A 24,144-nucleotide genomic window follows, 5' to 3' on the forward strand; every position below is an offset into this window, starting at 1 on the left:
CGCGGGGGCGTCGCCCGTGGGTTCGGCGTCGGGGGCGGCGTTCGTCGCTCCCGCCCCCGCGTCGGCGCCTTCCGCGGCCTGCTCGTCCGTGCTCGCGGCGGCCTGTTCGCTCGAGTCGGCAGCGGCCTGCTCGTCCGCGCTCGCGCTCGCGGCGGCCTGCTCGCTCGCGTCGGCGGCCTGCTCGCCTGCGCCCGTCGCCGGGTCGGGTCCCTCGCCGGCTGTCGGAGGGGCGGCGATCGACGCGGCCTCCTCGCCCTGCCGGCCGTCGTTACTGGTCGCCTGCTCGTCCGACACCCGTACCTCCCTCGTCAGGCCCGTGCCCGAAGCGGGCCGGGCGCTCCGCCGCGGCGGAGCCCGTTGCACGTGCCGCACCGATCCCTCGCGGACCGGGCTGCTGACAGCGATTCAAACAGGAATGCGCACGTGGCGGAACCGGTCGCGCCGTCAACGGGCCCTGTGGGGCGACGAGACGCGGGCATGACCGCTCCCGCTGGCTACGCTCGGTGCCGTGATCTCCGCGGTCGCCGTCGTGCCCGAACCACCGCTGCTGGTCCCCGAGCTGGCCGGGGCGGCAGCGGCGGAGACGGTCGACGTGCGCGACGCGTGCCGGACCGCCGCCGCGCTGCTCGCGGCGCGGGCCTCCCGCTGGATCGCCGTGGGAGCCGACCGTGGCGGTCGGCGCACGGTCGCGCCCGCGACGGTGGGCTCGTTCGTCGGTTTCGGGGTCGACGTGCGGGTCGCGCTGGACACCGGCCTCGCGACGGACCGCGGACCCGTCGACAGGGACCTGCCGCTGCCGCTGCTCGTCGCGGGCTGGCTCGCGGCCGGCACGGGAGCCGCGATCGCCGTGCGCGGCGAGCTCGTCGCGCCCGACGCCGCCCCCGCCGACTGCCTCGCCCTCGGCCGGGCCCTCGCCGCGGAACCCGACGGCGTCGGGCTCCTCGTCGTCGGCGACGGCGCGGCGACGCACACGGAGAAGGCCCCCGGCCACTTCGACACCCGCGCGACCCGGTTCGACGCCCGGGTCGCGACCGCGCTCGCAGCGGCCGACACCGCGGCCCTCGCCGCGCTCGACGCGGAGCTCGCCACGCAGCTGTGGGCGGGCGGCCGGGCGCCCTGGCAGGTGCTCGCCGGCGCCACCGCCGACCGCCGCTGGGACGCCGAGCTGCTGTGCTCGACGGCGCCGTTCGGGGTGGCCTACCACGTCGCGTTCTGGACGCCGGGATGAGCGCGCCGCCGCTCGTCGTGGTCGTCGGGCCCACCGCGACGGGCAAGTCCGACCTCGGTCTCGCGCTCGCCCGCGAGCTCGGCGGGGAGGTCGTCAACGCCGACGCGATGCAGCTCTACCGCGGGATGGACGTCGGCACCGCGAAGCTCACCGTCGCCGAGCGGCGCGGTGTCCCGCACCACCTCCTCGACGTCCTCGACGTCACCGAGACCGCCTCGGTCGCTGCCTACCAGCGCGAGGCCCGCGTGGTGATCGAGCGGCTGCGCGCGGCGGGCCGCACGCCGGTGCTCGTCGGTGGCTCCGGGCTATACGTGCAGGCGGTCGTCGACGAACTGGAGTTCCCCGGCACCGACGCGGCGGTCCGGGCGCGGCTGGAGGCCGAGCTGGCCGAGCGCGGTCCGGGGGCGCTGCACGCCCGCCTCGCCGCGCTCGACCCGGCCGCCGCAGCCGCCGTGCTGCCCGGCAACGGGCGGCGCATCGTGCGGGCGCTGGAGGTCATCGAGATCACCGGGCGGCCCTTCACGGCGACGATGCCGCGCATCGGTGCCCCCCGCTACGACGCCGTCCTCGTCGGCGTGGACCGGGACGTCGCCGAGCTCGACGACCGCATCGCGACGCGCGTCGACCTGATGCTGGCCGCCGGGCTCGTCGAGGAGACCCGGACGCTGCTCGCCCGCGGCCTGCGCGAGGGTCGCACGGCGTCGCGCGCGCTGGGCTACCAGCAGGTGATCGACGCCCTCGCCGCCGCGGCCGGCGCCCCTGACTCCGAGGACCGCGACGCCCCGGCAGATGGCGCCCGGCTCGCCGCCGTCCCGCTCGACGACGCCGCTGTCACCGATGCCGCGCAGCGCACGGTCGTCGCGACGCGCCGGTTCGTCCGCCGGCAGCGCTCGTGGTTCCGCCGCGACCACCGGATCCGCTGGTTCGACGGCGCCGCCGCCGACCTCGCCGCGCAGGTCCTCGGGGCCCTCACCTCCGGATCGCTACCCTGAGGCCCGTGAGCAGCGGGATCCGGTTCGCGAAGGGCCACGGCACCGAGAACGACTTCGTCGTGCTGCCCGACCCCGAGGGCGCGCTCGACCTCAGCCCGGCCCGCGTCGCCGCGGTGTGCGACCGCCGCCGCGGCCTCGGCGCCGACGGCGTGCTCCGCGTCGTGCGCTGGGCCGCCGCCGGGCCCGACGTCCCCGCTCCGGTGCCGGGCGTCGAATGGTTCATGGACTACCGCAACGGCGACGGCAGCGTCGCCGAGATGTGCGGCAACGGCGTGCGCGTCTTCGCCCGCTACCTCGCGCTCGAGGCCCTGCTGCCCGACGGCCCCGGCGCCGAGCTCGCGCTCGGCACCCGCGGGGGAGTCCGCACCGTCCGCTTCGCCGGCGGCGACGGGGCCGACGGTGAGGTCTCGGTCGGGATGGGCGTCGCGCGGGTCGGCGACGAGAGCACCGCGACCGTGCGCGGGCACGCCTACGCCGGGGTCGCCGTCGACGTCGGCAACCCGCACCTGGCGTGCGTGACCGCGGCCGACGCCGGGGCCCTCGCCGCCCTCGACCTCGGCGTCCCGCCCGGCCACGACCCGGCCCTGTTCCCGCACGGGGTGAACGTCGAGTTCGTGACGCCGGTGTCGGGCGACGAGGTCACGATGCGCGTCCACGAACGGGGCGTCGGGGAGACGCGCTCCTGCGGTACCGGCACCGTCGCGGCCGTGGTCGCGGCGCTGCGGGCGGCCGGCCGCGACCGGGGCACCGTCGGTGTGACGACGCCGGGAGGGCGGCTGCGCGTCACCGTCGAACCCGACGGGTCGACGGTCCTGCAGGGCCCCGCCGTCGTGCTGGCGCACGGGGAGATCGACGACGTGTGGTGGGACGCACAGGGCTGACCGACCGGGCGAACCGGGGGAATGCGGCGGACAGGGTCGTGGCGACGTGGGAGGATGGGCGTCACGATGACTGAATCCCGACTCGACATCTCCGGCATGTTCGCCCCGCGCTCCGACGGCGCGGGGCTCGACACCGCGGTGGCCGCAGCCGCAGGCCGCGAACCGTCGACGGGCGACATGGAGCTCGAGGAGCGCACGTCGCTGCGGCGTGTCGCCGGCCTGTCGACCGAGCTCACCGACGTCACCGAGGTCGAGTACCGGCAGCTGCGCCTCGAGCGCGTGGTGCTCGTCGGCGTGTGGACCACCGGGACCGCCCAGCAGGCCGAGGCCTCGCTCGTCGAGCTCGCCCGGCTGGCCGAGACGGCGGGCTCACAGGTGCTCGACGGGCTCGTCCAGCGGCGCAGCCGTCCCGACCCGGCGACCTTCATCGGGTCCGGGAAGGTCGACGAGCTGCGCGCCGCCGTCCAGGGCGCCGGGGCCGACACCGTGATCGCCGACGGCGAGCTCTCGCCGGGCCAGCTGCGTCAGCTCGAGGAGAAGCTCAAGGTCAAGGTCATCGACCGGACGGCGCTGATCCTCGACATCTTCGCCCAGCACGCCCGCTCGCGCGACGGCAAGGCCCAGGTCGAGCTGGCCCAGCTCTCGTACCTGCTGCCGCGGCTGCGCGGCTGGGGTGAGGCGCTGTCCCGGCAGGTCGGCGGCCGCGCCGCGGGCGGCGTCGGCATCGGCGGGCGTGGCCCCGGTGAGACGAAGATCGAGCTCGACCGGCGGCGCATCCGCCATCGCATGTCCAAGCTGCGCCGCGAGATCGCCGCGATGCGCACCGTCCGCGAGACCCAGCGCGGGTCGCGGCGGCGCAACGAGGTCCCCGGGGTCGCGATCGTCGGGTACACCAACGCCGGCAAGTCGAGCCTGCTCAACGCGCTGACCGATGCCGGTGTGCTCGTCGAGGACGCGTTGTTCGCGACGCTCGACCCGACGACGCGGCGCGCCGAGACGCCCGACGGGCGCGACTACACGCTGACCGACACCGTCGGGTTCGTCCGGCACCTGCCCCACCAGCTCGTCGAGGCCTTCCGGTCGACGCTCGAGGAGACCGCGCAGGCCGACCTGCTGGTGCACGTCGTCGACGCGTCCGACCCCCTGCCCGAGGACCAGATCGCCGCGGTACGCAAGGTCCTCGTCGAGATCGGCGAGGAGCAGCAGGGGCGGATGCCGCCCGAGCTGCTCGTCGTCAACAAGATCGACGCGGCGGGCGATCTGCAGCTGGCGCGGTTGCGGCACCTGCTGCCCGACGCGGTGTTCGTGTCCGCGCACACCGGTGCCGGCGTGTCGCTGCTGCGCAGGCGGATCGCCGAGCTGCTGCCCAACCCGGAGGTCGAGGTCGAGCTGCTCGTCCCGTACGCCGAGGGCGCGCTCGTCGCCCGGGTGCACTCCGACGGCGTCGTGCTCGAGGAGGAGCACGTCGCCGACGGGACCAGGATGCGAGCCCGCGTCGGCCCCGAGCTCGCGACGGCCGTCTCCGCCCACCTGGTGGCACCGCGGTGAGCTCGCGACGGTGATCAGACGCGCGGCCGCGGTCGTCCTGGTCCTGGGGGCCGCCATGATGGGCGGAGCCGGGACGGCCCTCGCCGCCGATCCGCCCCCTGGGGTGCGCACCCACTGCACGGTCGACGACCCGCGGCTCGCGGAGCTGTCCGGGCTCGTCGTGGACGGGACACCGGACAAGCCGACGGTGTGGGCGATGTCCGACGGCGGCAACCGCGTCGCGGCGTACTCCATCGACCCGCAGACCTGCGCCGTCACCGGCAGCCGCACCGCGACCACCAACCCGTTCGACGCCGAGGACCTCGCCCGCGGACCCGACGGGGCGCTGTGGGTGGCCGACATCGGCGACAACCGGTCCGCGCGCAACACCGTCGCCGTCGTCACGCTGCCGGCGTCCGGTGCGTCCAAGCTCTACCGCTTCACCTATCCCGACGGCCCGCACGACGCCGAGGCGCTGCTCGTCGGGTCCGACGGCGTGCCCGTCATCGTCACCAAGGACCCGGTCACCGCGGCCGGCATCTACCGTCCGCAGGCGGCGCCGACCGGCGTCGGGCCGACGCCGCTGACCAAGGTCGGCCAGGTGTCGCTGCCCTCGTCCGACACCCAGGGCGGTCCGCTCGGGGGGATCGGGTCGCGGCTGGTCACAGGCGCTGCTACCAGCCCCGACGGCACGGCCGTCGCGCTGCGCAGCTACACCGATGCCTGGCTCTACAAGGTCGCGGCTCCCGGCGACGCCGCCGCGATCGTCGCCGCGCTGGGGACCACCCCGATGCGCATCCCGCTGCCCGACGAACCGCAGGGCGAGGCCATCTCGCTCGACGCCGCGGGCGCGCTCTGGTCGGCGGGGGAGACCCGGGGCGGTACGCCCGGTGCGCTGCGCTCGGTCGACGGCGCGGTCGCGATGCTGGCGGCCGCCGACACCTCGCAGGCGCCCCCGCCCACGGCGGACGACACCGTCGCGCCGGAGGACCGCACCTGGTCGCCGGCGATGCTCGGCGCCGTCGGCACCGCGGCGGTGCTCGTGCTGGGCGCGATCCTGATGGCGCTGCGGTCGTTCAGCCGGTCGCGCCGGGAGCTGCGGCGGCTCGAGGCCGAGGCCGCCGCCGAGCCGACGCTCATCGGGGCGGATGCCGCGGCCCCGGCTCAGCACGCGGAGTCCGACGACGGCGCGACGTCACCCGACGCGACGGTCGTCGCCGCGGCGCCGCCCGGTCCGCAGGCAGTGGGCGCTCCGGGTACCGGCAACGTTCCCGACGATCCGGGACGTTCCGACGGCTCGGCTCCACCCGGCCTGCTGCGGTCGGGTCCGGTCCAAACCGGTCCGGCTCAGCCCGGTCCGGCGCAACCAGGTCCGGCTCAGCCCGGTCCGGCGCAACCAGGTCCGGCTCAGCCCGGTCCGGCGCAACCAGGTCCGGCGCAACCAGGTCCGGCGCAACCAGGTCCGGCGCAAGTGGGTCCGGGCCAACCCGGTCCGGCCCAGCCCGGTCCGGCCCAGCGCGGCGCGGTCCGGCCCGATGGCCGGGTTCGGCCTGATGGCCCCGTTCGCTCCGACGGCCCGGTTCGCTCCGACGGTCCGGCGCGGCCCCGTGGCCCGGTGCCGCTCGGTGCGCGCGCCGGGGAGCGCGGCCCAGCTGGTCCGCCGGCCGGTCCCGGTGGTCCCCGTGGTGGGGGACAGGGTCCTGACGGCGCTCGTCCCCTCGGCCCCGGCGGTCCGGCGCAGCATCCCGGTCCGGCGCAGCATCCCGGTCCGGCGCAGCATCCCGGTCCGCGACCGGGACCCGGGCCGCGCGCGCCCCTGCCGCCGGGCTCGACCGCGCCTCCCGGCCCGCCGTTCCCGCCCGGCCCGCCGCGGCCGACAGGCCCTGCTCCGGGGCCGGGCGGTGCATCGCACAGTGCGGGGCCGGGCAATGCCGGCCCCGGCCTGCCATCCCGTGGCCCGAACCGGCCGGGACCGGAGGGGCCCGTTCCGCACGGTCGGGGCGCGGACGGACCTGCTCGAACCGGCGCTGGTCCGGGCGGGCCCGGTCCGGAGCGTGGTGCGAACGGTCCTGGTGCGAACGGTCCCGGTCCGAACGGTCCCGGTCCGAACGCTGCTGGTGCGAACAGTGCCGGTACGAACGGTGCCGGTCCGAGCGGTACGCGACGAGAGCCGGGCGATCCCGCCGGCCGCCAGCGCGACGCCGCCGGTGGCCGCGCCCAGAGTCCAACCGGTGCTACTCCGGCCGGCGCTGGTCAGAACGGCGCTGGTCAGAACGGCGCTGGTCAGAACGGCGCTGGTCAGAACGGCGCTGGTCAGAACGGCGCTGGTCAGAACGGCGCTGGTCAGAACGGCGCTGGTCAGAACGGCCCTGCGCAGAACGGCCCTGCGCAGAACGGCACGGGTCCGGGCGCGCGGGGACGGGACCGGAGTGAGGGGCGGCGCTCCGAGGTCGCTGGGCCGAATGCTCAGCTGTCGAATGGTCAGCCGTCGAATGGGCAGCCGTCGAATGGTCAGCCGTCGAATGGGCAGCCGTCGAATGGTCAGCCGCCGAATGGGCAGTCGCCAAATGGTCAGCCGCCGAACGGTCAGCCGTCGAATGCTCAGCCGCGGAACGACCCCTCGGCGAACGGCCAGCCGCTGACGGGCTCGGCGGCCAATGGACAGCCGTCCAATGCACAGCCGCCGAACAGGCCGTCGGTGACCGACGCGCGCCTGGACGCAGATCCGTCGACAAGCCGGCCGGCGAACAGGACGGGTCCGGAGGCTCACCCGGCGAAGGGGCGACCCACGAGCCTGCCGTCTTCGAACCATCCGATGCCGAACGGTGCAGGCGCAAACGGGCAGGCAGCGAACGGTCAGGGCGCGAACGGTCAGGGCGTGAACGGTCAGGGCGTGAACGGAACGCGATCGAACGGCGCGGAGGCTGCCGAACCCGGCGCCGCATCGACGACCGCCATCCGCCGGGACGCGCGCGACGAGGACGCACCCCGAACGCCGCCGGGTGCCCCGGCACCCGAGCCGTTGCGTGTGGACGGGCACCGAGCCGCCGCAGAGGAACGCGCGGACGCCGACCGTGGATCGTCACGTCCGCACGAGGACGCGGGGCGCCCACACCGACCGGGGCCGTGAGCCGGACGCATCGCGCGTATCACCGGCTGAGTCGTCGCTCGGCTGAGCATCGGGTCGAGCGACGGTGCGGCGGTACGTCGAGCCCGTCGAGTTGTCGACCCGCGCCGACGTCGGCGGCAGAGCCTCCGGCCGGGCCACGGCAGCCGCCGGGTCGGCCCGGGAGGCCTCGGCTCGTGTGACCCCCTGTGAGCGGCGACGGTCGCCATGGCGACCATCGCCACTCGCGAGCGCCGCGGGCGCGAGCTCTGCGTGGTGGGGCGGCGAGCCGGCCGTTCGAGCCGATGACCGTCGCGCCGACGATCTCGCGACGGCCCGCGCGTGGAAAGCCGCCCGCGGTCGCTCACCGGCTGACGTGCCGAGCATCCCCGTAGGTCGCGGACCTCGGGGCCTGCGTCGCAGGCGCGTCGTGACTCTCAGAGTCTGCGCAGCACCGCGACGACGCGGCCGAGGATCGTGGCCTCGTCGCCGGGAATGGGGTCGTACGCGGGGTTGGCCGGCATGAGCCAGACGTGCCCGTCGCGGCGGCGGAACGTCTTGACCGTCGCCTCGCCGTCGATCATCGCCGCGACGATCTCACCCTGTTCCGCGACCGGCTGCTGGCGCACGACCACCCAGTCGCCGTCGGTGATCGCCGCCTCGACCATCGAGTCGCCGCGCACGTTGAGCAGGAACAGCGTGCCCTCGCCGACGATCTCGCGCGGCAGCGGGAACACGCTCTGCACCGCCTGTTCCGCGAGGATCGGCCCACCAGCGGCGATGTCACCCAGCAGCGGGACGTAGGCGGGGGCGGGGTGCTCGTCACGCGTCGTGCCGGGATCGCGGGAGTCCGCGTCGGCGTCGGCGACGTCCTCGGGGGCGCGGACGTCCACCGCCCGCGTGCGGTTGGGGTCGCGGCGCAGGTATCCCTTGCGCTCCAGGCTGCGCAGCTGGTGGTGGACCGAGGACGTCGACGTCAAGCCGACGGCGTCGCCGATCTCGCGGACGCTCGGCGGGTACCCGAAACGCTCCACCCAGTCGCGGATGACCTCCAGCACCTTCCGCTGCCGCGGGGTCAGCGACGTGTCGTCCCCCGCCGCCTCGGCCGGGTCCGGGAAGGAACGCACCTGCCCGGCCTCACGGTCGGTACCGGTCTCGTCCCGTGCCATCTCGTCCGCCTCCTCGATCGGCGCGGTGGGGCCGTTCGTCCCCGCCGCCGTCGCACCGCACCGTAGACCCGATCATCTCCGCCGCCAAACACATGTTCGAACGACACGCGGCGCGTCGCGAAAATTTGTCGGGGCCCGGTGGTACACATTCGCACGAGCGTTCGATCGAACGCTTGTGCGAACGGAGGGTATCCGATCGGGCGCGGCGGGCGATCGCCGCCGAGGTCGGGCCGTCCGGTCCACGTGTGTCGCCGACCGAGGAGCCGGCGCCGACGGGAAGGGAACTGCCATGTCTGTCAGCACGGCTCCCGGATGTGCGGGCGCAGGGACGGGTGGGCCCGCCGGGAACGGTGCCGGAGCCGCGGGTTCCGGCGGGACGGCCGCGGACCGGTCGCCGAGGCAGGCGTCGCACCGGCCCGAAGCGGTGCGGGACGCCGACGAGGGCGGCGCCCGGCCGCGACGCCGGGGCCGCGGGCCGCGGCCTGCGCGTCCGCGGGAGGCCGCGCGGCGGGGCAGCGCACAGCGGGACGCATCGCGGGCCGAGGCCGGTGTACCTCGGCGGTCGGGGTCGACGATGGCGCGGCGGGGGACGCGCCCGTCGTTGACCGTGCTGCCGGGCGGCCTCGAGCCGACCACGGGGGGCGACGGGGGGCTCGGTCCCCGCCTCGACTCGTCCGATGTGGACGCGCAGCGCCTGTCCGAGATCGACCGTGCGTTGCTGCGGCATCCGTCGGCGCGCGGCCGACGCCCGGCCGGGGCGAGCGTCGCCCCCGGTGTGGCACGTCCTCGTTGCGTCGCGCCGCCGCGGGTGCATCCGCGGCCTGTTCGGTCCCGGGCACTCCGACGGACTCCGCTGGCGCTGCGCTACCGGGTGCGGCGGGCGGTCGCGGTCCTGGTGCTCGGGGTGTGCGCCGCCGTCGTGGTGGTCGCGCTCGGGTCGTTGGGCGAGATCGCCCGCGACGCCGGCCCCGGCATCCCCATGAGCACCGCCCAGGTCGTGGTCCAACGTGGCGACACGGTGTGGGACATCGCCCGGCGCACGGTCCCCGATGCCGACCCTGCCGTGGCTGCCGCCCGCATCGCCGAGCTCAACGGCCTCCATTCGGCTGCGCTGCGACCCGGCCAGATCCTCACTGTGCCGCGGGCCTAGTCAGAGGCGGGCGGGCCTCCGGTACCCCTTCGCTGCTGTGTCACTGCCGTCGCTCATGTCGTTTCGCTGCGTCCGTCCGGCTGCGGCCCGTCCGGCTGCGGCCCGTCCGGCTGCGGCCCGTGCGGCTGCGGTCGGCCGGTGCGGCCGCCGTGCGCCCTTCGATGCTCAGCCTCCATTGCCCGGCGCCGTGGGACCCGTCGCGGAGCCGCCGGCGCCGACCGGCGCTCTGCCGTGCACCCGATCGTCGGCTCGGTGGCGGAGCGTGCCGTGTTACCCGATGGCGGAGCGTGGCCGGCGGTGGGTGCCGGGTCGGTGCCGGGGCGGCGGGTGCCAGTGTGGATGGCGGCCGCAGGGGTCGGCGGGGATCCGTGCGGGTGCTCGCGCCCCGCGCCCGGGTGCCCTCCGTGTGGGTCCGGACACGGGTCGTCGACCGCGCAGGGTGCGCGACACGCCGTACCGTAGGCGACGCGCCGGGCTGTCGGGGCGCTGGCCTCGCCGGATCGGGCGAACATGGGACGCGTGGGCGCCCCGAGCGCCCACACCCCTACATCTTGTGGTTACATACGTGTTGTTCGGCCACAGGTTGGGGTTGTCGGTCGCTCTCGGAGAGAGGATCACTACTGTGCGCTGCCCGTTCTGCCGCCACTCGGACTGCCGCGTCATCGACTCTCGTGAGGTCGAGGACGGGCAGGCCACCCGCCGTCGTCGCTCCTGCGCGTCGTGCGGTCGGCGGTTCACCACCGTCGAGGAGCCGGTGCTCGCGGTGGTCAAGCGCAGCGGGGTGACCGAACCGTTCAGCCGCGACAAGGTGGTCGGCGGAGTACGACGCGCGTGCCAGGGCCGCCCCGTCGACGAGGACGCGCTGCAGCAGCTGGCGCACCGCGTGGAGGAAGCGGTCCGGGCGGGCGGGACGGCCGAGATCCCGAGCCACGAGGTGGGCCTGGCGATTCTCGGGCCGTTGCGCGAGCTCGACGAGGTGGCCTACCTGCGCTTCGCGAGCGTGTACCGCTCCTTCTCCTCGATCGAGGACTTCGAGAAGGAGATCGCGGATCTGCGGCGGTCGGTCGCCGGGGAAGCAGCCGACGGCGCGGATCGCGACTAGCAGTAACACGCCGGGACGGGGGAGACCTCGTCGCGGCGGGTCGCCCGGCCGGCGCGCGACACCGGCCGGTCGGCACACGCAACGGCCCGCTCGGCGCCCTTATCGCCGGCGTGGTCGTTGACAGGGTGCGACACGACTGCACCACGGTTGCTCAGGGGAAGAGGACGAGGATGACGGAGACGGTCGGGGCGACGGCCTCGGGGGACGCGGCCGGGAACGCACGCGGCGCGAAGGCCGGGAGCCGGTCCGACCGGCGGAAGCGGCCCGCCGGGCTCACCGTCGAGCGGCTGTACACGACGGCCGGGGTGCACCCGTACGACGAGGTGACCTGGGAGCGTCGTGACGTCGTCATGACCAACTGGCGCGACGGCACGGTCAACTTCGAGCAGCGCGGCGTCGAGTTCCCGTCGTCGTGGTCGGTCAACGCCACGAACATCGTCACCAGCAAGTACTTCCGCGGGGCGGTCGGCTCGCCGCAACGCGAGTCGAGCCTGCGCCAGCTGATCGACCGGGTCGTCGGCGTCTACCACCGCTCGGGCGTGGAGAACGGCTACTTCGCGACCGACGAGGACGCGGAGATCTTCGCCCACGAGCTCACCTGGATGCTGCTGCACCAGGTGTTCAGCTTCAACTCGCCCGTGTGGTTCAACGTCGGTACGTCGTCGCCGCAGCAGGTCAGCGCCTGCTTCATCCTGGCGGTCGACGACACGATGGAGTCGATCCTCAACTGGTACCGCGAGGAGGGCCTGATCTTCAAGGGCGGCTCCGGCGCGGGGCTGAACCTCTCCCGCATCCGGTCGTCGAAGGAGCTGCTCTCGAGCGGCGGCACGGCCAGCGGTCCCGTCTCGTTCATGCGCGGTGCCGACGCCAGCGCGGGGACGATCAAGTCGGGCGGCGCGACGCGGCGCGCGGCCAAGATGGTCGTCCTCGACGTCGACCACCCCGACATCGAGGAGTTCGTCGAGACCAAGGCGAAGGAGGAGGCCAAGGTCCGGGTGCTGCGCGACGCCGGGTTCGACATGGACCTGGGCGGCGCCGACATCACGTCGGTGCAGTACCAGAACGCCAACAACTCCGTGCGCGTCACCGACGAGTTCATGCGCGCCGTCGAGGAGGGCACGAGCTTCGGTCTGCGCGGCCGGATGACGGGCGAGGTGATCGACAGCGTCGACGCCCGCACCCTCTTCCGCGGCATCGCGCAGGCCGCGTGGGAGTGCGCCGACCCGGGCATCCAGTACGACGGCACGATCAACGACTGGCACACCACGCCGGAGTCGGGCCGCATCACGGCGTCGAACCCGTGCTCGGAGTACATGCACCTGGACAACTCCAGCTGCAACCTCGCGTCGCTGAACCTGCTCACGTTCCTCGGCGACGACGGGATGTTCGACGCGGAGCGCTTCCGCCGGGCCGTGGAGTTCATCATCACGGCGATGGACATCTCCATCTGCTTCGCCGACTTCCCGACGGAGCCGATCGGCGACACCACCCGCAAGTTCCGCCAGCTGGGCATCGGCTACGCCAACCTCGGCGCGCTGCTCATGGCCACTGGGCACGCCTACGACTCCGAGGGCGGCCGCGCGCTGGCGGCGTCGATCACGTCGCTGATGACGGGCGCCGCCTACAAGCGCTCGGCCGAGCTGGCCGGCGTCGTCGGCCCGTACGAGGGCTACGCCCGCAACGCCGAGGGGCACCAGCGGGTCATGCGCAAGCACGCCGCTGCCAACGACGACGTGCGCACGCTTGCCGCCAGCACCCACATCCACCGGCTGGCCACGATCACCTGGAAGGAGTGCCTGGCGATCGGCGAGCGCAACGGCTGGCGCAACGCGCAGGCCTCCGTGCTGGCCCCGACGGGCACGATCGGCCTGATGATGGACTGCGACACGACCGGCATCGAGCCGGACCTGGCGCTGGTCAAGTTCAAGAAGCTGGTCGGCGGCGGCTCGATGCAGATCGTCAACCAGACCGTGCCGCGCGCGCTGCAGAAGCTGGGCTACCAGGCCGAGCAGGCCGAGGCGATCGTGGAGTACGTCGCCGAGCACGGGCACGTCATCGACGCACCGGGCCTGCGCACCGAGCACTACGAGGTCTTCGACTGCGCCATGGGGGAGCGGTCCATCGCCCCGATGGGCCACGTCCGGATGATGGCCGCCGTGCAGCCGTTCCTGTCCGGCGCGATCTCGAAGACCGTCAACATGCCCGAGGCCGCGAGCGTCGAGGATGTCGAGCGGATCTACATGGAGGGCTGGAAGCTCGGCCTGAAGGCGCTCGCGATCTACCGCGACAACTGCAAGGTGGGCCAGCCGCTGTCGGCGGGCAAGGAGGCCCGCAAGGACGCCTCGGCCGACGCGGAGGCGCCCGTCGAGTACCGCCCGGTCCGGCGCCGGCTGCCGAAGAAGCGCCCGAGCGAGACGGTGTCGTTCACCGTGGGGGGCGCCGAGGGCTACCTGACGGCGGGCTCCTATCCCGACGACGGCCTGGGCGAGATCTTCGTCAAGCTCGGCAAGCAGGGTTCGACGCTGGCCGGCGTGATGGACGCCTTCTCGATGTCGATCTCGGTGGGTCTGCAGTACGGCATCCCGCTGGAGTTCTACGTCTCGAAGTTCTCCAACCTGCGCTTCGAGCCCGCCGGCATGACCGACGACCCGGACATCCGGATCGCGACGAGCGTGCTCGACTACCTGTTCCGTCGTCTCGCGCTCGACCACCTCAGCTACGACAAGCGCGCCGAGCTGGGCATCTTCTCCGCCGACGAGCGCTCGGAGCAGGTCGCGACGGCCTACGGCGAGCCCGAGCCCGCGACCGACGTCGACCTGGAGAGCCTGCGCTCGACGGTGTCGATCGACGAGCGGCCGGCCGCGCCCGCCGCGCCGACCCCGCCCGCGAACGTCGGCAGCTCGACGGAGCTGCTGGAGCTGCGCCTGGGCAAGGCGGCCGACGCGCCGCTGTGCCTGACCTGCGGCACCAAGATGCGGCCCGCCGGATCGTGCTACCTGTGCGAGGGCTGCGGGTCGACCAGCGGCTGCAGCTGACACCCGAGGCATCCCTGCACGACCGACGGGGCCGGACCGCGAGACGGCCCGGCCCCGTCGGGGTTTTCGGACGCCGCATGACGCGCGACGCGCGGAGAGCACCGTGCGGTGCGTCCCCGTCGGCAACGGGTCGCCCTCGCGCAGTCCGCGGCCGCGCTCGCGGGCGAGGCCGTCGGCACGATCCTCCACGCGGACCGACCGCGGCCACGGCCCGGACCGACCCGCTGGGCCCGGAGGTCAGGTCGCCGACCGCTCCCCGGTGACCGAGACGCTGCCCGGGACCCTGCCGTCGGCACGCAGCAGCTGGCGCCACTGCTCGGGGCTCCAGCTCGCCGGGGCGGTGCCCGCGACGAACTCGTCGACGAGCGCGACGAACCGCGCGGGGTCGGTGTGGAACGGGAAGTGTCCGGAGGTCTCGAAGATCTCCAGCCGGCTGCCGGGCATCGCCTCGTGCGCCCGCCGGCCGTGCTCGACGGGCACGATCGCGTCGCGTGCGCCCCACACCAGTAGGACCGGCATCCCGCGGGTGAGGTAGCAGCGGTCGAGCATCGTCACGACCTGACCGCGCCAGTCGACGACGGCCCGCAGGGTCCGGATGAAGGCCGCGCGGGAGGTGGCGTCGGGCAGCGCGTCGACGACCCGCAGCAGGTCGGGCGCGTCGAGCCCGATGTCGGTCCCGAGCAGCCGCAGCGCCGCGACGACGGCTTCCGCCTGCAGTCGCATCGTCGGCAGCCGCAGCGCGCCGAGCAGCGTCGCGGCCCCCGGCAGGGTCATCGCGCGCAGGACCGGCGTCACGTCCGGCCCGGCGCCGCCGCTGCCGACGAGCACGAGCCGCTCGGTGCGCTCCGGGAACTGGTAGGCGAACTGCATCGCGACGCCACCGCCGAGCGAGTGTCCGACGAGCGTCGCCCGCGCGATCCCGAGCACGCCGAGCAGGTCGCGGATGCCGTTGGCGTAGGCGGCGACGGAGTAGTCCGCGCGCGGCTTGTCCGACTCGCCGTGGCCCAGGAGGTCGGGCGCGATCACCAGGTGTCGACGGGCCAGCGCCGGCAGCACCGGCGCCCACGTGCGCGAGCTGTCGCCGATCCCGTGCACGAGCACGAGTGGGGGTCCGGCGCCGGCGACGCGGAACGCCCGGCGGTAGCCGTGGACGGTGCGGAACCGCAGCTCGGCGTCCCGCGGCGGCACGGCGCCGAGCCGTCCCGCCGCGGTGCCCGTCCACCCGCTCCGCATCGCGCCGACGCTAGGCGTCGCTCGTCACGCCGGAGTTTCCGACGCGTTGCGGCGCAGTAGGGTCGATGATCGTGACCGACCGGTTCCGGCTCGTCCCCGCCGCCTACGTCCTGCTGTTGCGGACGGGTCCGCGGGGCGAGGAGGTCCTGCTCCAGCTCCGCCGCGGCACCGGGTTCATGGACGGCCACTGGGCCGCCGCGGCCGCGGGGCACGTCGAGGAGGCGGAGTCGGTCACCCGAGCGGCGGTGCGCGAGGCGGCGGAGGAGCTGGGCGTCGTCGTCGACCCGGCCGACCTCGTGGCGCTCACCGCGATGCACCGCACCCGGGCCACGGGCCTGCCCGTCGACGAGCGCGTGGACTTCTTCTTCACCTGCCGCGCCTGGCGGGGCGAGCCACGGGCCGCGGAGGCGAAGGCCGCAGACGTCCGGTGGTTCCCGCTCGACGCGCTGCCGGAGCCCGTCGTCCCGCACGAGCGCTGGGTGCTCGACCAGCTCGCCCGCGGCGCCGTGCCGCCGCCGGTCTCGGAGTTCGGGTTCACCCCGGACGGACGTCGTCCTACGGTGTCGTCATGAGGCAGCTGCGGTGAGCGACACCTCCACCCGTCCGGTGGTCGAGATCTGCGGTGGCGAGGCCGGGGCCGAACCGGTCCGCGAGCTGCTGCCGGCCCGGACGGTCGAGCTGGGCGGGTCCACGCGGGTCCGCCGGCTGCTGCCGACACTGGGCCGCCGCATGGTCGGGGCCTGGTGCTTCGTCGACCACTACGGGCCCGACGACGTCGCCGCCGCGCCCGGCATGCAGGTTCCCGCCGCACCCGCACATCGGCCTGCAGACGGTGAGCTGGCTGCTCGAGGGCACGGTCCACCACCGCGACAGCCTCGGGTCCGACCGGCTGATCGAGCCGGGCGAGCTCGCCCTCATGACGGCCGGCCGCGGGATCGCGCACGCCGAGCAGTCACCCGATCCGCACGCCCCGGTGCTGCACGGCGCCCAGCTGTGGGTCGCGCTGCCCGACGGCGCCCGCGCGGGCGACCCGCGCTTCGAGTTCCACGCGGACCTGCCGGTCGTCACCGGTCGCGGGCTGCGGGCCACGGTGCTGCTCGGCGAGCTGGCCGAGGCCGTGTCGCCGGGACGGGTGCACACGCCGCTGGTCGGGGTCGACGTCGAACTCGATGCCGGTGCCGACGTCGTGCTGCCGTTGGAGCCCGACTTCGAGCACGCCGTGCTGACGGTCTCGGGCGCGCCCGACGTCGACGGCGTCCTGGAGCCGGGGTCGCTGTGCTATCTGGGCTGCGGGCGGTCGCAGCTGCGGCTGCGTGCCGAGTCGGGGAGTCGGTTGCTGCTGCTCGGCGGGGTGCCCTTCGGCGAGGAGATCGTCATGTGGTGGAACTTCGTCGGCCGCAGCGGCGACGAGGTGCGCGCCGCCCGCGAGGCCTGGCAGGCCGAGATCGGCGGCACCGGCCCGGCCCGCTACGGCGCCGTCACCGGCTACGACGGCGCACCGCTCGCGGCCCCGGCGATGCCACCGGTCCCGCTGCGCCCGCGTGGCCGGACCCGCTGAGCGGCAGCGTCCCGCAGGGGAGGTCAGCCCGCCTCGTAGCGCGCCGACTCGATGAGCTCGTCGACCGCCGCCGGCTGTACCCGGAACGACCGCCCGAAGCGGACCGCGGGGAGCCGACCGCTGTGCAGCAGCCGGTAGACCGTCATCTTCGACACGCGCATCCGCTCGGCGACCTCGGCCACGGTGAGGAACGGCGTCCGCCCGACCCCCGCGCCTTCCGGACTGCCTGCCACCATCGTCGACCCCACTTCTCCCGCGCCGTCACGAGCGGCGAACGGCCCACCCGCAGCGGTCACCTGACCAATTTGCTGCACGGCGACACTAATCGACGAAGCGTCACCTCCGGAGTGCGAAAACGTCCTCGACCGGGTGGTATGACGAGAGGCCCTGAAGGGGCGATGACGGCGTGCGATCATTGGACGACGCACCGTGAGGGAGGAGCGACGTGTCGCAGGGACAACAGGTGTCGGACCGACCGGAGGACCATCTGGCGCCGGGCGGCTTCGTCGACTCGGACGCGCCGGCCGTGCGCGAGTTCGCCGAGCGGTCCGCGGGCACCGAGGACGACCCGGTCCGGCGGGGCGCGGCGCTGTTCGCCGCGGTCCGCGACGGCATCTGGTACGACCCCTTCGTCATCAGCACCGATCCCGAGGACTACCGGGCGAGCACGGTCGCGACGACGCCGCGCAACTGGTGCGTCCCCAAGGCGGTCCTGCTCACCGCGGCGGCCAGGGCCCTCGACATCCCGGCCAGGCTGGGCTTCGCCGACGTGCGCAACCACCTGAACACCGCCCGGCTGCGCGCGATGATGAACGGCAACGACCTGTTCGTCTACCACGGCTACACCGAGCTGTGGCTCGACGGCCGCTGGGTCAAGGCCACGCCGGCGTTCAACCGGGAGCTGTGCGCGCGCTTCGGGGTCGACCCGATCGAGTTCGACGGCCGGCACGACGCGCTCATGCACCCGTACTCCGGTGACGGCAGCGAGTACATGGAGTACGTCACCGACCACGGCCCCTTCGCCGACCTGCCGTTCGACGCGATCATGGCCACGTTCCGCAGCACGTACGGTGAGGCGATGTTCGGTGGCCGGTCTCACGCCGGTTCCGACGAGTTCACCGCGCCCACGTCCGCCTAGGGTGCCAAGGGTGAGCACGACGATCCTCGACGACGACCCGAACGGCGACTGGACGGCCCCCGGGACGTTCCGTGTCGCCCCCGGCGTGTACCGCATCCCGCTGCCGCTGCCGAACGACGGGCTGCGTGCGGTCAACGTCTACGCCATCGAGGACGTCGGCGGCTGGACGCTCGTCGACTCGGGCTGGGCGCTGGAGATCGCCGAGGACCTCCTCGGCTCGGCGCTCGCCGCGCTGGGCACCGGGCTGCCCGAGGTGAGGCGCTTCCTGGTCACGCACTCGCACCGCGACCACTACACGATGGGCGTGGAGCTGCGCCGCCGCTTCGGCAGCCGGGTGCTGCTGGGGGCGGGGGAGAAGGTCGGGCTCGACGAGATCAACCGGCCCGACCGGATGAGCGGCGGCTCGTCGCACATGGAGCGGCTGCGCGCCGCGGGCGCGGACGACCTCGCCGATCTCATCGAGCGCAACGCCCCGCCGCCCATGGACCTGCGACTGTGGGAGCCGCCCGACGAATGGCTCGACGACGGCGCGGTGATCACCGTCGGACCGGAGGAGGGCCCGGCCGCGCGTACGCTGACCGCCATCGCGACGCCGGGGCACACCCGTGGCCACATGGTCTTCGCCGACCCGGAGCACGACCTGCTGTTCACCGGCGACCACGTACTCCCGACGATCACGCCGTCGATCGGCTTCGAGCCCGTCGCGCCGCCGAGCCCGCTCACCGACTTCCTGACGTCGCTGCAGCTGCTGCGCGACCGTCCGGACGCCGCGATGCTGCCCGCGCACGGGCGCGTCGGGCGCCGCGTGCACGAGCGCGTCGACGAGCTGCTGGCCCACCACGCGCAGCGGCTCGACGCGACGCTCGCGGGCCTCGCGCAGGGCCGGACCACCGTCGCCGAGGTCGCCGCGACGCTCACCTGGACCCGTCGGGAGCGCACGTTGGCCGAGCTCGACCCGTTCAACCGCATGCTCGCCATCCTCGAGACGGGGGTGCACCTGGAGGTCCTCGTCGAGCGCGGCCTCGCCGACGTGGACCGGCCGGCGGAGAGCGAGGGCCCCGCCGGGCTGCTGCGCTACCGCCCGGCGTGACCGACACGCCCGACGCGCCGAGGATGTTTGGCGTCGCGGCGCGAGATCGGGCAGAGTGATCACCGACAGCCGATCACCGCCGGGTCCGCCCGGCCGAACCGAACGACACACGACTGCACCACCACTGCACGCGAGGACGTAGGGGAAGACGTTTCCTCGTCGAACAGCGGAGGTCTGCAGTGAGCACACGCGGCGTGGTTTTCGTCCACTCGTCGCCGACTGCGGTCTGCCCGCATGTCGAATGGGCGATGTCAGGGGTCCTCGGGGGCAAGGTCAGCCTTCAATGGACCCCCCAGTCCGCTGCGCACGGACAGCTCCGGACCGAGGTCACCTGGTCCGGTCCCGCGGGCACCGGCGGTGCTCTCGCGAGCGCGCTGCGCGCCTGGCCGATGCTGCGCTTCGAGGTCACCGAGGAGCCCAGTCCGGGTGTCGACGGTCAGCGGTTCTGCTACGTCCCCGGCCTCGGCATGTGGAGCGGTCGGACGAGCGCGAACGGCGACATCGTCGTCGGTGAGGACCAGCTGCGCGCCGTCGTGGCCGGTGCCGCGGCGGCGAAGGTGCACGCGAGCATCGATGCGCTGCTCGGTTCGGCGTGGGACGCGGCGCTGGAGCCCTTCCGGCTGGCGGGCGACGGCGCGCCCGTCACCTGGCTGCACCAGGTCGGCTGAGCGGGGGACCGGACCGGCCGACGGGCGCGGTGATCGTCCGGGACGGGGTCGTCGTCACCTGATCGTGGCCGTCGGGGAGACTGGGCCCGGGCGCGGCACGACGGGGGAGGACGACGCCACGTGAGGTCGGGGGTCCGGTACACGCCTGCGCTCGCCGTCGCGCTGCTGGCGTTGCTGATCGCGGCCGGGGTGTCCGCGTACGTACTGGGCGGACGGTCGTTCGAGGGCGTGGCGCCCACCGGCGCGCCGCCCGCGCCGCCGTCCTCGGGCGCGGGAGCGCCCACGGTCGAGCTCAGCGCCGACGCGGAGCGGCATCCGTCGGCCGACGCGGTGCGCAGCCAGCTGCAGCACTACTTCGACGCCATCAACTCCCGGGACTACGACCTGTGGAGCGCCACGGTCGTGCCCGAGCGGGTGGCGCAGCAGCCGCGGGAGCAGTGGACGGCGTCGATCGACACGGCCACCGACGGCACGATCCGCGTCGACCGCATCGACGATCTCGCGCCCGGCCGGCTGCTGGTGCTGGTCCGGTTCGTGTCCACGCAGTCGCTCGACGACGCCCCGGCCGACCTGCGGGTGCCGCGGATCTGCTGGCGCGGCACGTACCCGATGACGGGCGCGCCGCCGCGGCTGGAGACCGGCTCGGCGGGCAGCCTGCTCTCCGAGCCCTGCTGACCGCCCACGACTGACGACGGGCCCGGCACGCAGCATGCGTGCCGGGCCCGTCGGCCTTCCTCAGACCTTGCTCAGACCTTCGTGAACACCACGGAGGCGTTGTGCCCGCCGAACCCGAACGAGTTGTTCACCGCGGCGTTGAGCTCCATCTTGCGCGGCTCCCCGGCCACGACGTCGAGCTCGACGCCCGGGTCGAGGTTCTCCAGGTTCAGCGTCGCCGGGACGACGCCCTCCTTGATCGAGAGCATCGTGAACAGGCTCTCGACCGCGCCCGCGGCACCGACCAGGTGTCCCATCGACGACTTGGGTGCGGTGAGCACCGGCCGGTCGCCGAGCGCCTTGCGGATCGCGGCCGACTCGCCCACGTCGCCGACGACCGTCGAGGTCGCGTGACAGTTGACGTGGTCGATGTCCGACGGTTCCAGGCCGGCGCTGCGGACGGCCTTGAGCATTGCCCGGGACTGGCCCGAGCCCTCCGGGTCGGGCCCGGTGATGTGGTACGCGTCGGCGGTGAGTCCGTGACCGGCGAGCCGGCCGTGGATCGTCGCCCCCCGGGCCCTGGCGAAGTCGGCCCGCTCCAGGACCAGGATGCCGGCCCCCTCGCCGAGCACGAACCCGTCGCGGCCGGTGTCGAACGGCCGCGACGCCCTCTCGGGCTCGTCGTTGCGGCTGCTCAACGTGCGGGACTGCACGAAGCCGGCCACCGTGATGCCGGTGATGCAGGCCTCGGCGCCCCCGGCCACGACGACGTCGGCGTCGCCCTCCTGGATGAGCCGGTACGCCCAGGCCAGCGCCTCGGCGCCGGACGCGCACGCCGACACCGGCGCGTGGACACCGGCACGGGCCCCCAGTTCGAGGCTGACGACGGCCGCGGGGCCGTTGGGCATGAGCATCGGGACTGTCAGCGGCGACACCTTGCGCAGGCCGCCGGACTCGAGCAGGTCGTCCTGGCCGAGCAGGGTCATCGCCCCGCCGATGCCGGTGCCGACGACCGCCGCCACCCGCTCCGGCTCGACCTTCGGCTCGTCGCCGCCGAGCCCGGCGTGCGCCCACGCCTCGCGGGCCGCGACGATCGCGACCTGCTCGCACCGGTCGAGCCGGCGGGCCTGGACCCGCGGGATGACCTCGGTGGGCTCGACGGCCAGCTGCGCGGAGATCTTCACGGGCAGGTCGAAGCGCTCGACGAACTCCGCGTCGGTCCGTCCGACACCCGACTTCCCGGCCAGCAGCGCCTCCCAGGTCGACGCGGCGTCCCCGCCGAGCGGGGTGGTCGCGCCGTACCCGGTGACGACGACCTCGACTGGGGCCCCCGTCACTGGTTCTTCGCGATGTAGTCCACCGCGTCGCCCACCGTCTTGAGCTCGGCGAGCTGCTCGTCGGGGATCTTCACACCGAACTTGTCCTCGGCCTGGACGGCGATCTCGACCATCGAGAGCGAGTCGATGTCGAGGTCGTCGACGAAGGACTTCTCGGCCGAGACGTCACCGGCGTCGATACCGGCGACCTCCTCGACGATCTCGGAGAGGCCGGACAGGATCTCGGCGTTGTCAGCCACTGGGTGCTCCTTCTGGTGGGAAACTCGGGGTGTCGCGTGGTCGGAACGGAATCCTAGGGACAGACCACGACCTGGGCGGCATAGGACAGGCCCGCACCGAACCCGACCAGCAGCGCGACGTCGCCGGAGCGGACCCGGCCGTCGGCACGCATGTGGTCGAGCGCCAGCGGGATCGACGCCGACGAGGTGTTTCCGGAGTGGATGATGTCGTCGGCCACGACCATGTCCTCGCGCGCGCCCTTGGCCCGCAGCCGCTTGGCGACGGACTCGACGATCCGCAGGTTGGCCTGGTGCGGGATGAGCACGTCGATGTCGGCGGGCGTGAGGCCGGCGAGCTCGACGGCACGCAGCGCGACGGGCGCGATCTTCGTCGTGGCCCAGCGGAAGACCGACTGGCCCTCCTGGGCGAGCGCCTGGTTGTGCTCGCGGATCTCGATCATCGAGGACAGGTCGCCCGCGGACCCCCACGCCACCGGCCCGACGCCCACCGACTCCGCGTCGGGGGCCGGACCGAGCACGGCCGCCCCGGCACCGTCGGCGAAGATGATGCACGTCGAGCGGTCGTCCCAGTCGAGCCAGTCGGTGAGCTTCTCGGCGCCGATCACCAGCACCGTGCGGGCCGAGCCCGCGCGGATGAGATCGGCACCGGCACCCATCCCGTAGCTGAACCCGGCACAGGCGGCGTTGAGGTCGAACGCGCCGGGAGCGCTGACGCCGATCTTCTCGGCGGTCTGCGCGGCGGCGTTCGGGATGGGGTAGCGCATCGTGCACGTCGCGACGATGACGGTGTCGACGTCGGCCGGGGTGAGCCCGGCGTCCTTGACGGCGCTGCGGCCGGCCTCGGCGGCCATGTCCACCAGCAGCTCGTCCTCGGCGGCGACGCGGCGCTCGACGATGCCGACGCGCTCGCGGATCCACTGGTCGTTGGTGTCGACGCGCTTCGCCAGGTCGTCGTTGGTGAGGATCTTCTCGGGCTGGTAGCTGCCGACGCCGAGGATGCGTGCGCCTGGCACCGCCGCCGGGAGGGTCAACCGAGCGCTCATGCCTGCGCCCCCGCGTGCTCGGCGACCAGGGCGGCCGCGGCGTCGAGGTCGTCGGGCGTCTTCAGTGCCAACGTGGCCGTCCCCTTCAGCTCGCGCTTGACGAGTCCGACCAGCGCCCCCGCGGGCGGCAGCTCGATCACCGCGGTCACCTCCCTCTCACGCAATGTGGCCATGCACATGTCCCAGCGCACCGGCCGGGTCACCTGCGAGACCAGCCGCGACAGCGCCTCGGCGCCCGAGGTCACGACGGTCCCGTCGGCGTTGGACAGCAGCGGCCGCTCGGGGTCGGCGGGCTCGATGCCGGCGGCGTGCGTGCGCACGGCGTCCTCGGCGGGAGCCATGAACCGCGTGTGGAACGCACCCGCGACGGGCAGCGCCTTCACCCGGCTGCGCTCGGGCGGGTTCTCGGCCAGCGCCGCGAGCGCGGACAGCGGTCCGGCCGCGACGATCTGCCCGGCGCCGTTCATGTTCGCCGGTTCGAGGCCGAGCTCGGACAGCCGTGCGAGCACGTCGTCGGGGTTCCCGCCCAGCAGGGCGCTCATGCCCGTCGGTTCCAGCGCACACGCGGCCGCCATCTCCCGCCCCCGGACGGCCGCCAGCGCGACGGCGGCGTCGGTGGGCAGGACGCCGGCGACCGCGGCCGCGGCGAGCTCTCCGACGGAGTGCCCGGCGATCGTCGCCCGCTCGGGCAGCGTGACATGTGCGCCGAGCCGCGCGGCGGCGAGCAGCGCCGTGGCGACGACGAGCGGCTGGGTCACCGCGGTGTCCTTGATCTCGTCGGCCTCGGCGGTGGTCCCCAGCCGGCGCAGGTCCAGCCCGACGGCGTCGGACCAGGCCGCCACGGTCTCCTCGGCGACGGGGTCGTCGAGCCAGGGGGACAACATGCCTGGGGTCTGGGATCCCTGACCCGGTGCGAGCAGCGCGATCACGACGGACAGCGAACACCGCCGGGGTACGCGGACGGCATAGCGGCAGGCTCCAACTCCACGAGCCG

22 protein-coding genes and 1 pseudogene are annotated in these 24,144 nt (G+C 74.2%); 13 read left to right on the forward strand and 10 right to left on the reverse strand.

Going from position 1 to position 24,144, the window contains the following annotated elements:
- The first annotated feature begins 508 nt into the window (after positions 1-508).
- The 4 genes from PSED_RS10770 (at position 509) to hflX (ending at position 4,649) form a co-directional block, all read left to right on the forward strand.
- The gene (locus PSED_RS10770) at positions 509-1,228 is read left to right on the forward strand and encodes a class III extradiol ring-cleavage dioxygenase family protein (RefSeq protein ID WP_013674272.1); all 720 of its coding nucleotides are present in this window, start codon (positions 509-511) and stop codon (positions 1,226-1,228) included.
- Positions 1,225-2,220 carry a tRNA (adenosine(37)-N6)-dimethylallyltransferase MiaA gene (miaA, locus tag PSED_RS10775; protein WP_013674273.1) on the forward strand — a complete coding sequence of 332 codons (996 nt, stop codon included), beginning with the start codon at positions 1,225-1,227 and terminating at the stop codon, positions 2,218-2,220. Before PSED_RS10770 ends, miaA begins: the two co-directional genes overlap by 4 nt.
- 5 nt (positions 2,221-2,225) lie before the next feature.
- The gene (gene dapF, locus PSED_RS10780; RefSeq protein WP_013674274.1) at positions 2,226-3,101 is read left to right on the forward strand and encodes a diaminopimelate epimerase; all 876 of its coding nucleotides are present in this window, start codon (positions 2,226-2,228) and stop codon (positions 3,099-3,101) included.
- Between the two features lie 177 nt (positions 3,102-3,278).
- Positions 3,279-4,649: a GTPase HflX gene (hflX, locus tag PSED_RS10785; RefSeq protein ID WP_233899443.1), complete on the forward strand. Its 1,371-nt coding sequence runs from the start codon at positions 3,279-3,281 to the stop codon at positions 4,647-4,649.
- A gap of 708 nt (positions 4,650-5,357) precedes the next feature.
- Here hflX and PSED_RS10790 read toward each other — a convergent pair.
- From PSED_RS10790 to lexA, 4 genes and pseudogenes are all read right to left on the reverse strand, one after another.
- Positions 5,358-5,768, reverse strand: a complete 411-nt coding sequence (locus PSED_RS10790; protein ID WP_013674276.1) for a hypothetical protein — start codon at positions 5,766-5,768, stop codon at positions 5,358-5,360.
- Between the two features lie 55 nt (positions 5,769-5,823).
- Positions 5,824-6,408 carry a hypothetical protein gene (locus tag PSED_RS10795; protein ID WP_013674277.1) on the reverse strand — a complete coding sequence of 195 codons (585 nt, stop codon included), beginning with the start codon at positions 6,406-6,408 and terminating at the stop codon, positions 5,824-5,826.
- Positions 6,409-6,936: 528 nt separating this feature from the next.
- Positions 6,937-7,440: pseudogene (locus PSED_RS35635) on the reverse strand (pentapeptide repeat-containing protein); the annotation flags it as partial.
- 731 nt (positions 7,441-8,171) lie between these two features.
- A complete protein-coding gene (gene lexA / locus PSED_RS10800) occupies positions 8,172-8,903 on the reverse strand; it encodes a transcriptional repressor LexA (RefSeq protein ID WP_013674278.1) in 732 nt (243 codons plus the stop codon).
- 871 nt (positions 8,904-9,774) lie between these two features.
- Here lexA and PSED_RS10805 point away from each other — a divergent pair.
- The 3 genes from PSED_RS10805 to PSED_RS10815 all read left to right on the forward strand — a co-directional run bounded on the left by PSED_RS10805 (position 9,775) and on the right by PSED_RS10815 (position 14,190).
- The gene (locus PSED_RS10805) at positions 9,775-10,053 is read left to right on the forward strand and encodes a LysM peptidoglycan-binding domain-containing protein (RefSeq protein ID WP_041760946.1); all 279 of its coding nucleotides are present in this window, start codon (positions 9,775-9,777) and stop codon (positions 10,051-10,053) included.
- 622 nt (positions 10,054-10,675) lie between these two features.
- The gene (gene nrdR / locus PSED_RS10810) at positions 10,676-11,155 is read left to right on the forward strand and encodes a transcriptional regulator NrdR (protein WP_013674280.1); all 480 of its coding nucleotides are present in this window, start codon (positions 10,676-10,678) and stop codon (positions 11,153-11,155) included.
- A gap of 170 nt (positions 11,156-11,325) precedes the next feature.
- Entirely contained in the window at positions 11,326-14,190 is a 2,865-nt protein-coding gene (locus PSED_RS10815) for a vitamin B12-dependent ribonucleotide reductase (RefSeq protein ID WP_013674281.1), read from the forward strand.
- A 237-nt stretch (positions 14,191-14,427) separates the two neighbouring features.
- Here PSED_RS10815 and PSED_RS10820 read toward each other — a convergent pair whose 3' ends face one another.
- Positions 14,428-15,423 carry an alpha/beta fold hydrolase gene (locus PSED_RS10820; RefSeq protein WP_013674282.1) on the reverse strand — a complete coding sequence of 332 codons (996 nt, stop codon included), beginning with the start codon at positions 15,421-15,423 and terminating at the stop codon, positions 14,428-14,430.
- Positions 15,424-15,488: 65 nt separating this feature from the next.
- Here PSED_RS10820 and PSED_RS10825 point away from each other — a divergent pair, with 65 nt between their 5' ends.
- Entirely contained in the window at positions 15,489-15,995 is a 507-nt protein-coding gene (locus PSED_RS10825) for an NUDIX hydrolase (RefSeq protein WP_013674283.1), read from the forward strand.
- 260 nt (positions 15,996-16,255) lie between these two features.
- Positions 16,256-16,981, forward strand: a complete 726-nt coding sequence (locus PSED_RS10830; protein ID WP_233899385.1) for a pirin family protein — start codon at positions 16,256-16,258, stop codon at positions 16,979-16,981.
- 23 nt (positions 16,982-17,004) lie between these two features.
- Here the strand turns inward: PSED_RS10830 and PSED_RS10835 are convergent, their stop codons facing one another.
- Positions 17,005-17,217, reverse strand: a complete 213-nt coding sequence (locus PSED_RS10835) for a helix-turn-helix domain-containing protein (RefSeq protein ID WP_013674284.1) — start codon at positions 17,215-17,217, stop codon at positions 17,005-17,007.
- Between the two features lie 227 nt (positions 17,218-17,444).
- Here PSED_RS10835 and PSED_RS10840 point away from each other — a divergent pair, with 227 nt between their 5' ends.
- The 4 genes from PSED_RS10840 to PSED_RS10855 all read left to right on the forward strand — a co-directional run bounded on the left by PSED_RS10840 (position 17,445) and on the right by PSED_RS10855 (position 20,552).
- Positions 17,445-18,119, forward strand: a complete 675-nt coding sequence (locus PSED_RS10840; RefSeq protein WP_041759502.1) for a transglutaminase-like domain-containing protein — start codon at positions 17,445-17,447, stop codon at positions 18,117-18,119.
- A gap of 10 nt (positions 18,120-18,129) precedes the next feature.
- Positions 18,130-19,209, forward strand: coding sequence for an MBL fold metallo-hydrolase (locus PSED_RS10845; RefSeq protein WP_013674286.1), 1,080 nt, complete (start codon positions 18,130-18,132; stop codon positions 19,207-19,209).
- Positions 19,210-19,388: 179 nt separating this feature from the next.
- Positions 19,389-19,877 carry a DUF3145 domain-containing protein gene (locus PSED_RS10850; RefSeq protein ID WP_013674287.1) on the forward strand — a complete coding sequence of 163 codons (489 nt, stop codon included), beginning with the start codon at positions 19,389-19,391 and terminating at the stop codon, positions 19,875-19,877.
- A 120-nt stretch (positions 19,878-19,997) separates the two neighbouring features.
- Positions 19,998-20,552, forward strand: coding sequence for a hypothetical protein (locus PSED_RS10855; RefSeq protein ID WP_013674288.1), 555 nt, complete (start codon positions 19,998-20,000; stop codon positions 20,550-20,552).
- Positions 20,553-20,623: 71 nt separating this feature from the next.
- Here PSED_RS10855 and PSED_RS10860 read toward each other — a convergent pair whose 3' ends face one another.
- From PSED_RS10860 to PSED_RS10875, 4 genes are read right to left on the reverse strand one after another with little or no spacing between them, the layout of a single operon-like run.
- Positions 20,624-21,868, reverse strand: a complete 1,245-nt coding sequence (locus PSED_RS10860) for a beta-ketoacyl-[acyl-carrier-protein] synthase family protein (RefSeq protein ID WP_013674289.1) — start codon at positions 21,866-21,868, stop codon at positions 20,624-20,626.
- Positions 21,865-22,107: an acyl carrier protein gene (locus tag PSED_RS10865; RefSeq protein ID WP_013674290.1), complete on the reverse strand. Its 243-nt coding sequence runs from the start codon at positions 22,105-22,107 to the stop codon at positions 21,865-21,867. Before PSED_RS10865 ends, PSED_RS10860 begins: the two co-directional genes overlap by 4 nt.
- A 53-nt stretch (positions 22,108-22,160) precedes the next feature.
- Entirely contained in the window at positions 22,161-23,150 is a 990-nt protein-coding gene (locus tag PSED_RS10870; protein WP_013674291.1) for a beta-ketoacyl-ACP synthase III, read from the reverse strand.
- A complete protein-coding gene (locus PSED_RS10875; protein ID WP_041759506.1) occupies positions 23,147-24,079 on the reverse strand; it encodes an ACP S-malonyltransferase in 933 nt (310 codons plus the stop codon). Before PSED_RS10875 ends, PSED_RS10870 begins: the two co-directional genes overlap by 4 nt.
- Between the last annotated feature and the right edge of the window lie 65 nt (positions 24,080-24,144).

Origin of the sequence: Pseudonocardia benzenivorans CB1190, from assembly GCF_000196675.2 — a bacterium.
In the GTDB taxonomy this organism is placed as follows: Bacteria; Actinomycetota; Actinomycetes; order Mycobacteriales; family Pseudonocardiaceae; genus Pseudonocardia; species Pseudonocardia benzenivorans.